Here is an 11,843-nt window from a genome sequence, read left to right as displayed (position 1 = left end):
CTCACGCCCCCTTCGCGTCGATGGCGGCCTGCAGCGACTTCACGTAGGCCTGGCTGGTCGTGGTCGCCCCGGAGACCGAGTCCACGTCGGCGCTCTGCGCGACCAGGGTCTCCTGGATGAGTTGCGGCACGGCCTTGCGGGTCGGCCCGCTGTCGGGCTGCTTGAGCATGCGCGCCGAGGTGATCCGGTCGCCCGCGTAGGTGATCTCCACCTGGACGTTGCCGTGCTTGGTACTGATCGTCGACCCGGGGATCACCCGCGTGCCGCCGCTCGACGCGGTCGGGGGTGTGCCATGGGCACCCGGCGCGGCCGTGCCGGCCGGGTCGGGCGTGCCGGCCGGGTCGGGCGCCGCGCCGGCCTCCGCCGGCGCCCGCACGGGCGCCGGGGCATCGGCGACGACGGTGGACGTGCCGGCCGACGGCTCGAACCGCCACAGCGGGATCAAGCCCACCGCGCTCACGGCCACCACGAACAATGCTCGCTTCATGACGTCCCTCCGGTCAGGCCAGGCTGAAGCGCTCGGCATGGATCTGCGCTGTCGGCACCCGCAGTTCACCCAGACCGCGCAGGACGGCGCCGGTCATGCCGGGCGGGCCGCACACGAACACGTCGCGGTCGCACACGTCGGGTACCAGTGCGGCGATCGCCTCCGGCGCCAACTTGTCCGGCGTGGCCGGGCCGGTGATCAGGTGCAGTTCGACATCCCGGTCGGCGGAGAGCTCGCGCAACTCCCCGAGGAGCACCGCGTCCTTGCCGGTGGCCACGCGGTAGATCAGCACGACGTCGCCGGGCAGTTCCTCCAGCAGGGCCCGGATCGGGGTGATGCCCACGCCGCCGGCGATCAGGAGTGTGCTCGGGCGGGTGCGGTGCATCGTGGTGAACGCGCCGTACGGTCCCTCGGCGAACACCCGTGTGCCGACCGGGAGATGCCGAAGCGAGGCGGTGCCCGCACCGGCGGTCTTCACGGTGAGCCGCAGCGTGCGACCGTCCGGCGCGGCGGACAGCGAGAACGGGTTGGCCTGCCACCAGCGGTCCCGGGTCAGGAAGCGCCACAGGAAGAACTGGCCCGCACGGGCGGGCAGTCGGTCCAGTCGGCGGCCGGTGATGTACACCGACACGACGTTGTCGGACTCGGGTACCACGGCGGTGACCCGCAGCCGGTGCCGCAGGTTGCGCCGCACCGGCAGCAACACGCGCCCCACCAGGATCGAGCCGAGGGCCGCGCCCCACAACGTCCACCAGTAGGCGGTGGCGGTGGACGAGGAGGTGAAGGTGGTGCCCACCGCGATCTGGTGCGAGAACGCCAGCACCACCGCGACGTACGTGTACAGGTGGATGAAATGCCATGTCTCGTAGGCCAGTCGACGCCGTGCGTAGCGTGCCGACACCGCGCCGACCACGAGGATCAGCAGTAGGGCGGTGATCGCCCGCAGCACGCCCTCGACGGTCTTGGCCAGTTCCACCAGTTCCTCGGCCGGCGGCAGCGACGACATCCGCGCGTAGCCGAAGGTGATGAACACCGCGTGCGAGAGCAGCGTGCACAGTAGGCCGAAGCCCACCCGACGGTGCCAGACGGTGAGGCGGTCCATGCCGATGCGCCGGTCGAACCACGGCAGCCGTGCGACGAGCAGGAGTTGGAAGGCCATCAGCAGCGCGCCGTAGAGCCCGGCGAGCCGACCCAGCAGGATCAACGCGTTCGACCCGTCGGTTCCGGCGCGCACGAAGAACACGGCCACCGCGACGACGTTCGCGGCGAGCAGCGCGTACAGCCCGGCGCGGGCCGCCGTCTTGGGGCGGATCGCCGTCGGGGGCGGATGGGCGTGCCTGGCATCTCGGGCGGGCGGGGCGATCGTCACGGATACGACTCCTTCGGTCCCGGTGATGCCGTCCAGCCTGCCGGGCAGAAGCTGTCGATCCGCTGTCGATGAGCTTTCAAGTCCTTATCAACCCGCGCCCGCGACGAGAACGGCTATGGCGTCCTTCGCGGCGTCCCCCAGTATTGGGGTGTGACGAAAGTACGATTGCTCGCGGTGGACGACGACCCCCCGATCGCCGACCTGGTGGCCACGGTCGCCCGCTACGAGGGCTGGGACACGGCGACGGCGTACTCCGGCGAGGAGGCGCTGCGCCAGGCCGCCGTGTTCCTTCCGGACATCGTGGTGCTCGACGTCATGCTCCCCGACCTGGACGGATTCCGGGTGCTCGACCTGCTGCGCCGGGCCGGGACGATGGCGCCCGTCGTCTTCCTCACCGCCCGCGACGGCGTCGCCGATCGGGTCGAGGGGCTCACCCGCGGCGGCGACGACTACCTGGTCAAGCCGTTCGCGGTCGAGGAACTGATGGCCCGGCTGCGGACCGTGCTGCGCCGCAGCTCCGGGCCCGGATTCGAGCGCTCCGTACTGCGGGTCGCCGACCTGACCATGGACGAGGACACCCGCGAGGTCCGCCGCGCCGACCGGCTGCTCACCCTCACGCCCACCGAGTACGAGGTGCTGCGCTACCTGATGCGCAAGTCGCCGACCGTGCTGACCAAGGCTCAGATTCTCGACCACGTGTGGGAGTACGGCTTCGGCGGTCGCTCCAACGTCGTGGAGCTGGTGGTCAGCAGGCTCCGCCGCAAGCTCGACGACACCGGCGAGACGTTGATCCACACCGTGCGCGGCGTGGGATACGTGGTCCGGCAGGTCGCCGGGTGATCCGCCGGCTGCGGCAGACGTACCGCAGACTGCGCCTGGGCACCCGCCTCGCGCTGGGCCTGGGCGTGCTGGCGCTCGCGGTCTTCGCGATCGTCGGGACGGTCATGGCCGCGTACATGCGCGACTACCTGGAGCGCCAGCTCGGCGACCAGATGCGGATGGTCCAACTCACCCAGACCAAGGACGCGATGCTGCACGGCACCGTGCAGGGCAAGCCGTACTACCGCTGGTACACGGCGGTCTACCAGGTCGACGGCGACCGCGTCGAACTGCGCCCGCCCGCCGACGTTCCCGCCGACACCCGCGCCTTCGCCGCCACCGCGGAGGCGATGAGGCGCCGGTCCGACGACGCCCATCTGCTGCGCACGGTGCGCATCGACGGCGAGGGCGACTACCTCGTGCGCGCGTGCAACGTGCAACCGGGCGTGATCCTGGTCAGCGCCGCGCCGATGGACGACATCCAGGACACCACGCGCCGGCTGATCACCGTGCTCGCGGTGACCTTCGCCCTGGCCCTGTCGGCGCTGGTGCTGGTAGGCCGGGCGTTGCTGCGCCGGGGCCTGATGCCGCTCGGCGACATGGCGCGGACCGCTCACGGCATCACCTCGCACGACCTGACCGATTCCGCGCGACTGTCGATGCGCGCCGACGGCAGCGACGGCGGGCCGGAGGTCGAGGAGTTGCGCACCGCGTTCAACACGATGCTGCAACACATCGACGACTCGCTGGCGGTGCGTACCGAGGTCGAACAACGGCTGCGGCGCTTCGTCGCGGACGCGTCGCACGAGTTGCGCACCCCGCTGATGTCGGTTCGCGGGTACGCGGACCTGTTCCAGTACGCGGCGGCCAACGAGCCCGAGGAGCGCGACCGGCACCTGGCTCGCCTGCGCGCCGAAGCGGCCCGGATGAGCGTGCTCCTGGACGACCTGCTGCTGCTCGCCCACCTGGACGCCGGTGAGGTCGAGGCACCGCTGCGGCTGGAGGAGGCGGACCTCGTGGAGCTGGCCCGCCAGGCCGCGGACGCGTTCCGGGCGGGCCGCCCCGACCACCCGCTGACCCTGTCGGCGGGGTCCGATCCGGTGCGGCTGCGGCTCGACCCGATGCGGATCCGGCAGGTGCTGGACAACCTGCTGACCAACGCCGCCGTGCACACTCCCGCCGGGACGAGGGTGACCGTGACGGTCGCGGTGGAGGGCGGTACCGCCGTGGTACGCGTCGCCGACTCCGGCCCCGGCATCCCGGCCGCCGACCAGGCCCGGATCTTCGACCGCTTCTACCGCGTCGACCGGGCCCGCAGCCGCGAACGCGGCGGCAGCGGCCTCGGCCTGGCGGTCGCGTGGTCCCTGGTCCGAGCGCACGGGGGCGTCGTCGACGTGACCAGCCGCCCCGAGGCGACGGTCTTCGCGGTTCGGCTGCCCCTGAACAGCCCCGCCGGCGAGCCGGCCGCGTCGGGCTCCGGCGCGGCGGCCTTGCGGAAGGCGTGAGGCCTGGGGACTCGCCCGCGCGGGAGCCGTAAGCGTAGACAGTGTCCACGTCCGGCGTAGACACTGTCTACGCATGATGGTAGACACTGTCCATGGCACACATGGCACGCGAGGAATCGCTTCGGGAACGGCTGATCGACGTCGGCGTGGACGTCGTGACGACCGACGGGATCGGCGCACTGGGACTGCGTGAGATCGCTCGCCGGGCAGGGGTGTCGCACGGGGCTCCGCGCAGGTACTTCGCCACGCATCACGCGCTGCTCTCGGCGATCGCCCGGCGCGGCTTCGCGGACCTGAGGACGCGGTTCGAGGCCGCTACCGTCGCCGGCGCGTCGCCGCGCGGCCGGCTGGCGGCGCTCGCACGGGCGTATGTCGGGTACGCGCTGGAGCACCGCGGCATGTTCGAGCTGATGTTCCGGCACGACCTGTTGGACAGCGAACGACACGGATCGCCGGAACCGCGGCTCCGGGAGTCGACCCTCCCGCTGTTCGAGATCATCGTCGGGCTGATCACGCAATGCCGGACGGAGCGGGAGCAGGACGCGCGGCGCGGCGGCGCACCGAGCGACTCCGGGGCGTCGTCGCCACCGCTGCCGCTGCCGCTGCCGCTGCCGCTGCCGTCGCCGGAGGTGACAGCCGCGGCGCTCTGGTCGAACCTGCACGGCATCGCCCAGTTGTGGGCCTGGGACAGCCTGCAACTCGCGCTCGACACCACGTCGGCGGGCGCCGGATCCGCAGGAGGGCCCGCAGGAGGACCCGGAGGCGGCTCCGAGGGCGGCCCCGAAGTCGGCCCCGAAGTCGGCCCCGACGGCGGACATCTCGACCTGCTCGTCACGGCGGCCCTGGACGCGCACCTCGGCCCGGCGACCGCATGAACGAGAACACGAGGCGACACCTCGCGCTCGCGGTCAGCGTGGCCGGCGCGATGATCGTCGCGCTGGACGGCACGGTCCTGCTCGTGGCGCAGCCCAGTCTCCAGCGCGGCCTCGGCGCGAGTGTGGCGCAGGTCCAGTGGACCAGTACCAGCTACCTGCTCGCGGTGGCCGGGCTGCTCGTCATCGCCGGACGCCTGGGCGACCGATACGGACACCCCCGGCTGATGTTCATCGGGGTACTCGGCTTCGGCGCCGCATCGGCCGGCATCGCGCTCGCGCCGAACGTCGGCTGGGTGATCGTCCTGCGGGCGGTCCAGGGGGTGTTCGGCGCACTTCTGCAACCCGCCACCCTCGCGCTGCTGAGACTGGCCTACGCCCCGGATCGCCTGGGTACGCCGGTCGCCATCCGTACCGGCGCGATCGGGATCGCCGCGGCGGCCGGGCCCCTGCTCGGGGGTGTGCTCGTCGAACAACTTGGCTGGCGCGCGGTGTTCTGGATCAACGTCCCCGCCGCGCTCGTGATCGCCGCGCTCACCCTCGCCCTGCGGGTGCCGACGCCCGCGCGTGCCGGATCGCGGCGGCTCGACCTCGTCGGTGCGACCCTGCTCGCGAGCGCGCTCGCGATCCTGGTGCACACGCTGGCCGACGTTCCGGCGCACGGATGGGCCGCCGCGCCGACGTGGCTCGGGTTCGCGGCGGCCGCGGGCGTCGCGGTGGTGTTCGTCGTCCACGAGCGCCGCGCCGCCGATGCGATCGTGCCCTCGGTGGTGGCCCGCTCCATACCGGTGACGGCATCGATGGTGCTGCTGCTGGTCGTCAGCGGCGGCATGTTCGGGGCCCTGTTCGTGAGCACGTTCTTCTTTCAGGGCGTGCTCGGGCTCGACGCGCTCGACACCGCTCTGCGGGTGCTTCCGCTGACCGCGCTCATGGTCCTGGGCGCGCCCGTCGCCACCGCCGCGCTGCGCCGGTACGGAGCGCGGCACACCGCGATCGCCGGCGTCGGCCTGGTCGTCCTCGGCATCGCGGCGCTGTCCAGGGTCGGTCCGAGCAGCACATGGATCCTCACCGAGACGGCCCTGGCCGTGCTCGGCGCGGGGTTCGCCGCCGTGATGGTCACCGCCACCGGGACCGTCGTGGGCGACGCGCCGCCCGGGTACGCCGGGGTCGTCGGCGGACTCAAACAGACCGCGATGAACGTCGGTCCGACCCTGGGCATCGCGGTCGCCGCCGGCATGATGCCGCCGAGGTCGTCCGGTGTCGGGCCCGTGAGTGCGATGCCCGCCTCGACGATGGGTCCCACCCTGTCGACCCTGGCCGGACTCGCCGCCCTGGGCCTGCTGCCGGCGTTGCTCCTGCCCCGCGCCCGGCCCGACGCGAGGAGCGACACGTCGGCCTCGGCCGACGAACGCCTCCGCCCCGCCGACCGGCCGGTGTGAAGTCCCGGGCCGAGTGCGGCGATTGCCGGTCGAGTCGACCAGGGCACCTCGGTGGACGCGGCCTGCCGCACAGTGCTCCTGGAGGACCGACTCGAAGAGGCGCTGCGGCTGAACGCCGAACTGCGCGACGCGGCCGGCATGCCACCGGTGAAGCAACCCTGACCCACGGGTGACCACGCCCCCGCGCGGCACGTGCTGCTCCGTCGTGGCCGCCGCCGTCCGGTGCGCGGGTGGCGCGGTCGCGAAGCGAAAACGGAAGCGGGACCCGCGGCCTCGACGGCGCGGGTCCCGCACGGGACATCGAAGAGCGTCAGGCGGGAACGATGTTCTCCGCCTGCGGGCCCTTCTGGCCCTGCGTCACGTCGAAGGAGACCTTCTGGCCTTCCTGGAGCTCACGGAAGCCCTGGGCGGCGATGTTCGAGTAGTGGGCGAAGACGTCCGGGCCGCCGCCGTCCTGCTCGATGAAGCCGAAGCCCTTTTCCGCATTGAACCACTTCACGGTGCCGGTGGTCGCCATGTCATTCTCCGTCTTTCGGGGGCAGTGCCGGAATTCGCGATGTGCGATTCCGTGTCGCCGCGAGGAGCCCACCCGGAGATGACCGGACAAACAAAAAGTGCACCCACGGATCACGCCCGTCAGGTGCACATAGAGTTCATGAGGACCACAACTGCAACTGGAATCAAGGTAGCACGGAAAGCGACGAGAGCACGGCGGACCGTCGGCTCGACCCGCCCGCGACGGCGCGCGACCGGGCGGGGACGGCCACGAAGCCCGCGTGCCCGACACCGCGCGACGGCCGGGGCCGACCGGGCCGACGAGTCGACGACCGGCGTCACGACCCCAACGCGGGCACTCGCACGGGGGGTTGCTCGGTTCGGCCGAAGGAGAGCGCCGAAGGAGAGCGCCGAACGCGAGGACGGAAGACGAGGACGAGCGACGCTACTCCGAACGGATGACGGCCAATCAGGCAATCATCAAGCCGGATCCGAGGGCACCCGTCGTGTGGGTGATCGGGGCGGGCGGTGCCGAGGACCCGCTACGAGGTGCGGTTCGGGTGCGGCGGAACCTGCCCCGACCACCGTCGCGCCCGCCCCGGTCGGGCCGCGGCACGTGACGGTCGGTGGTCGTTCGGAACACCCCGTCACCTGTAGCGTGCGCCGTCTGCGATATGGCCATGGCCGCGGGACGGAGGTCGTCACCGCCGGGCCGCCCTGTCGCGGCGCGTCATCGTCGGTTCACAGGAGGGTCGTTCGGGTGTTCAGTCGTGTCGCCATCGTCAACCGTGGTGAGGCCGCGATGCGGCTTGTCCACGCCGTCCGCGAACTGGCCGCGGAAACCGGAACCCGGATCGAGACCGTCGCCCTGCACACCGACGTCGACCACGCGGCCACCTTCGTGCGCGAGGCCGACCTCTCCTACGATCTCGGCCCCGCCTCGGCCCGGCCGTATCTCGACCACGCCGTCCTGGAGCGGGCCCTGGTGGAGACCGGGGCGGACGCCGCCTGGGTCGGCTGGGGCTTCGTGGCCGAGGACCCGGCGTTCGCCGAGTTGTGCGAGCGGATCGGTGTCACGTTCGTCGGCCCGAGCGCCGAGGCGATGCGCCGACTCGGTGACAAGATCGGCGCGAAGCTGATCGCCGAGGAGGTCGGCGTCCCGGTCGCACCGTGGAGTCGCGGCGCGGTGGAGACCCTGGACGCCGCCTTGGCGGCGGCGGCCGAGATCGGCTACCCGCTGATGCTCAAGGCCACCGCCGGCGGCGGTGGGCGCGGCATCCGGGTGGTCACGAGCGAGGCCGAGCTGACCGACGCCTATGAGCGCACCAGCGACGAGGCCGCGCGCGCCTTCGGCAGCGGCATCGTCTTCCTCGAGCGCCTGGTCACCGGCGCCCGGCACGTCGAGGTCCAGGTCATCGCCGACGGGCAGGGCACCGCGTGGGCGCTCGGCGTCCGCGACTGCTCGATTCAACGGCGCAACCAGAAGGTCATCGAGGAGTCCGCCTCACCGGTCCTCGGCCCCGCACAGACGGCCGAACTCAAGGCATCGGCCGAACGACTGGCCATCGCGGTCGACTACCGCGGCGCGGCCACCGTCGAGTTCCTGTACCACCCCGGCGAGCAACGCTTCGCGTTCCTCGAGGTCAACACCCGCCTCCAGGTCGAGCACCCGATCACCGAGATCACCACCGGGTTCGACCTGGTCAAGGCGCAACTGCGGGTGGCATCCGGGGCAAGGCTCGACGGCGAGCCGCCCGCCGAGCGCGGGCACGCCATCGAGGCCAGGCTGAACGCCGAGGACCCCGACCGCGACTTCGCACCCTCCCCGGGCCGCATCGCGCGACTGGACCTGCCGGCGGGACCGGGCGTCCGGGTGGACACCGGCGTCGGCGAGGGCGACACCATCCCGGCCGACTTCGACTCGATGATCGCCAAGATCATCGCCTACGGCCGCGACCGCGACGAGGCGCTCGGCCGGCTGCGCCGGGCGATGGCGCAGACCACGGTGATCATCGAGGGCGGCGCGACCAACAAGAGCTTCGTACTCGATCTGCTCGACCAGCCCGAGGTGATCGACGCGAGCGCCGACACCGGCTGGATCGACCGCGTGCGTGCCCAGGGCCGGCTCGTCTCGCACCGGCACTCCGCCGTCGCGCTGGCCGCCGCCGCGATCGAGGCGTACGAGGAGGACGAACGCGTCGAGCGCCGGCGGCTGTTGTCGACCGCGTTCGGCGGACGCCCGCAGGTGCGGCACGAGAGCGGTCGGCCGCTGGACCTCAAGCTGCGCGGCGTCGGCTACCGCGTACGCGTCGCTCGGGTCGGCGCACACCGGTTCCGCGTCGGCATCCAGGCGGGCGAAGACATCCGCACCGCCGACTTCGAGCTCGACCGCTTCGACCGGCACACCGGCCAGATCATCGTCAACGGCACCCCCTACCGCCTGCTCACCGACACCCACGGGCCGGTCCACCAGGTCGAGGTCGACGGCGTCACCCACCGGGTCAGCCGCGACGAGGGCGGCGTCGTCCGCTCGCCCGCGCCCGCGCTGGTGGTCGCCACGCCGGTGGCGGTCGGGGCCGAGGTCGAGTCGGGCGCGCCGGTCCTGGTGCTGGAGAGCATGAAGATGGAGACGGTGCTGCGGGCGCCGTTCAAGGCGCGGCTGAAGGAGTGCGCCGTGTCCGTGGGCAGCCAGGTGGACACCGGGGCACCACTGCTGCGTCTGGAACCGCTCGCCGACGACACCGCCCGAGCCGAGGACACCTCGTCCGCCGAATCCGTCGAACTGGACCTGCCCGCCGCGCCCGCGACGATCCCGACGCGGGAGCGCGTCGCCCGCGGCCTCGCGGACCTGCGCGGGCTGCTTCTGGGCTTCGACGTCGATCCACACGACGAACGCCGGGTCCTGGACGACTACCTCACCGCGCGCCGGGCGGCCGCCGAGGAGGGCCACGGGCGACCGTTGGCCGAGGAACTCGAGCTCGTCGACATGTTCGCCGACCTCGCCGAACTGAGCCGCAACCGCCCGGCAGGCGAGGACGGCGCCGGCGACGGTCACGGCCACGTACACAGCGCCCGCGAACACTTCCACACCTATCTGCAAAGCCTCGACGTCGAACGGGCCGGGCTGCCCGAGGCCTTCCGGGCCAAGCTCGCCAAGGCACTGGGACACTACGGCGTCACCGAGTCGGAGCCCTCGACCGCGCTCGAGGCCGCGGTGTTCCGGATCTTCCTCGCCCAACAACGCGCGTCCGCGGACGCGTTGCTCGTGACCACGTTGCTGCGCGCGTGGTTGCGCGAGCCGCCGCCGGACGAGACGCTGCGCGAGCCCGCCGGGTTGGTACTGGAGCGGCTGGTGGCCGCCACACAGGTGCGCTTCCCGGCGGTCGCCGACCTCGCGCGCGGCATGGTGTTCGCCTGGTTCGCCCAGCCGCTGCTGCGCCGCAACCGCGCTCGCGTGTACGCCGACGTCCGCAAGCACCTGCGCCACCTGGACGCCCACCCGGACGCGCCGGACCGCGCGGAGCGCATCGCCGCGATGGTGCGCAGCACCGAGCCGCTGGTGCGGCTGCTGGGCCGGCGGCTCGTGCGCGACGACCGGGACAACGCGATCATGCTGGAGGTGCTGACCCGGCGGTACTACGGCAACAAGGCTCTGACCGGAGTGCGCACCACCGAGGTCGCGGGCTGCACGTTCGTGGTCGCCGAGCGCGCGAGTTCACACCTGGTCTCCGCGGCGGTGCGGTTCGACGCGCTGGGCGGCGCGCTGCGCGGGCTGGCGAGACTGGCGGGCGAGGACGCCGTCGAAGCCGACATCTATCTCGCCTGGGAGAAGCAGCCGGCGGATTCCGAGGAGATGGCGACGGCGCTGCACGAGGTCCTCGACCTGCACGCGCTGCCGAACCGGGTCCGCCGACTCACCGTCACCGTCGCGGGCAGCCGGGGCACGGTCATGCACCACCACTTCACGTTCCGCCCGTCGGGCACCGGGATGGCCGAGGAGCGACTGATTCGCGGTCTGCATCCCTACATCGCGCAGCGCATGCAGTTGGAACGGCTGAGCGGGTTCGACCTCACCCGACTGCCCTCGTCGGACGAGGAGGTCTACCTCTACCAGTGCGTGGCGAAGGAAAACCCGTCGGACGACCGGCTCGTCGCCTGCGCCCAGGTCCGCGACCTGACCGAACTACGCGGGCACGACGGCAGGTTGCTCGCGCTGCCGACGGCCGAGGACGTCTTCGCCACCTGCCTCGACTCGATCCGCCGCGCGCGGTCGCGGCGGTCGACCACGAAACACGCCAACACGAACCGGATCGTGATCTACGTCTGGCCGCCGAGCGAGATCACCCGCGCGGAACTGGAGACGATCGCCGGACGCGTACTGCCGACCACCGCGGGCGCCGGCCTGGAGGAGATCCTGTTCATCCTGCGGCAGCGCGATCGCAAGACCGGTGAACTGAACAAGATCGTGGTACGGATCACCTTCGACGCCTCCGGCGGCACCGAACTCACGGTCGGCGAGCGCACGGTGGAGCCGGTGGAGCCGGTCGACGACTACCGCCAGAAGGTGCTGCGCGCGAGTGGCCGCAACACCGTGTACCCGTATGAACTGGTCCGTCTGCTGGGCGACTTCGCCGAGTACGACCTCGACGAACACGGCGCGCTGGTGGAAGTCGACCGGCCCAGGGGGAACAACACCGCGGCGATCGTCGCGGGCGTGGTCACCACCCCGACCACGCGGCACCCCGAGGGCGTCATCCGGGTGGTGCTGCTCGGGGATCCGACGAAGGCGTTGGGTGCGTTGTCGGAGCCGGAGTGCCGTCGGGTGATCGCCGCGCTGGACCTGGCCGAGCGCATGCG

At 72.1% G+C, this 11,843-nt stretch carries 8 protein-coding genes; 5 read left to right on the top strand and 3 right to left on the bottom strand.

The genetic code is table 11. The annotated features are described in order from the left end of the window. Nucleotide 1: 1 nt before the first annotated feature. Nucleotides 2–487, bottom strand: coding sequence for an FMN-binding protein (locus tag ACWCPW_RS42210; protein ID WP_449766925.1), 486 nt, complete (start codon nt 485–487; stop codon nt 2–4). A gap of 13 nt (nt 488–500) precedes the next feature. Beyond that, nucleotides 501–1,856: a ferredoxin reductase family protein gene (locus ACWCPW_RS42205; RefSeq protein WP_449766924.1), complete on the bottom strand. Its 1,356-nt coding sequence runs from the start codon at nt 1,854–1,856 to the stop codon at nt 501–503. Between the two features lie 150 nt (nt 1,857–2,006). On the opposite strand from ACWCPW_RS42205, the gene ACWCPW_RS42200 reads away from it, so the two are divergent. From ACWCPW_RS42200 to ACWCPW_RS42185, 4 genes are all read left to right on the top strand, one after another. Then, nucleotides 2,007–2,696 (top strand): response regulator transcription factor, encoded by a 690-nt coding sequence (locus ACWCPW_RS42200; protein ID WP_449766923.1) that lies wholly within the window; start codon nt 2,007–2,009, stop codon nt 2,694–2,696. Next, on the top strand, nt 2,693–4,180 hold the full coding sequence (locus ACWCPW_RS42195; protein ID WP_449766922.1) for a sensor histidine kinase: 1,488 nt from the start codon (nt 2,693–2,695) through the stop codon (nt 4,178–4,180). The genes ACWCPW_RS42200 and ACWCPW_RS42195 overlap by 4 nt, the downstream gene beginning before the upstream one ends. 101 nt (nt 4,181–4,281) lie before the next feature. Continuing rightward, nucleotides 4,282–5,055: a TetR/AcrR family transcriptional regulator gene (locus tag ACWCPW_RS42190; protein ID WP_449766987.1), complete on the top strand. Its 774-nt coding sequence runs from the start codon at nt 4,282–4,284 to the stop codon at nt 5,053–5,055. Then, complete coding sequence (locus ACWCPW_RS42185; RefSeq protein WP_449766921.1) at nt 5,052–6,491, top strand: MFS transporter; 1,440 nt, start codon at nt 5,052–5,054, stop codon at nt 6,489–6,491. Before ACWCPW_RS42190 ends, ACWCPW_RS42185 begins: the two co-directional genes overlap by 4 nt. A 310-nt stretch (nt 6,492–6,801) precedes the next feature. Here the strand turns inward: ACWCPW_RS42185 and ACWCPW_RS42180 are convergent, their stop codons facing one another. Beyond that, nucleotides 6,802–7,008, bottom strand: coding sequence for a cold-shock protein (locus ACWCPW_RS42180; RefSeq protein WP_020554951.1), 207 nt, complete (start codon nt 7,006–7,008; stop codon nt 6,802–6,804). 780 nt (nt 7,009–7,788) lie between these two features. Here ACWCPW_RS42180 and ACWCPW_RS42175 point away from each other — a divergent pair. Beyond that, a partial coding sequence (locus ACWCPW_RS42175) for an ATP-binding protein (RefSeq protein WP_449766920.1) occupies nt 7,789–11,843 on the top strand: 4,055 nt, incomplete at its 3' end.

Source organism: Embleya sp. NPDC001921 (assembly GCF_053594475.1).
The sequence above is the reverse complement of the archived record's forward strand: the minus strand, read 5'-3'. Positions and strand labels throughout refer to the sequence as shown.

What these genes read in the sequence shown, in the direction of transcription:
- ACWCPW_RS42180 (WP_020554951.1), bottom strand. Translation starts at nt 7,008, where the DNA reads ATGGCGACCACCGGCACCGTGAAGTGGTTCAATGCGGAAAAGGGCTTC.
- ACWCPW_RS42210 (WP_449766925.1), bottom strand. Translation starts at nt 487, where the DNA reads ATGAAGCGAGCATTGTTCGTGGTGGCCGTGAGCGCGGTGGGCTTGATC.
- ACWCPW_RS42190 (WP_449766987.1), top strand. Translation starts at nt 4,282, where the DNA reads ATGGCACGCGAGGAATCGCTTCGGGAACGGCTGATCGACGTCGGCGTG.
- ACWCPW_RS42185 (WP_449766921.1), top strand. Translation starts at nt 5,052, where the DNA reads ATGAACGAGAACACGAGGCGACACCTCGCGCTCGCGGTCAGCGTGGCC.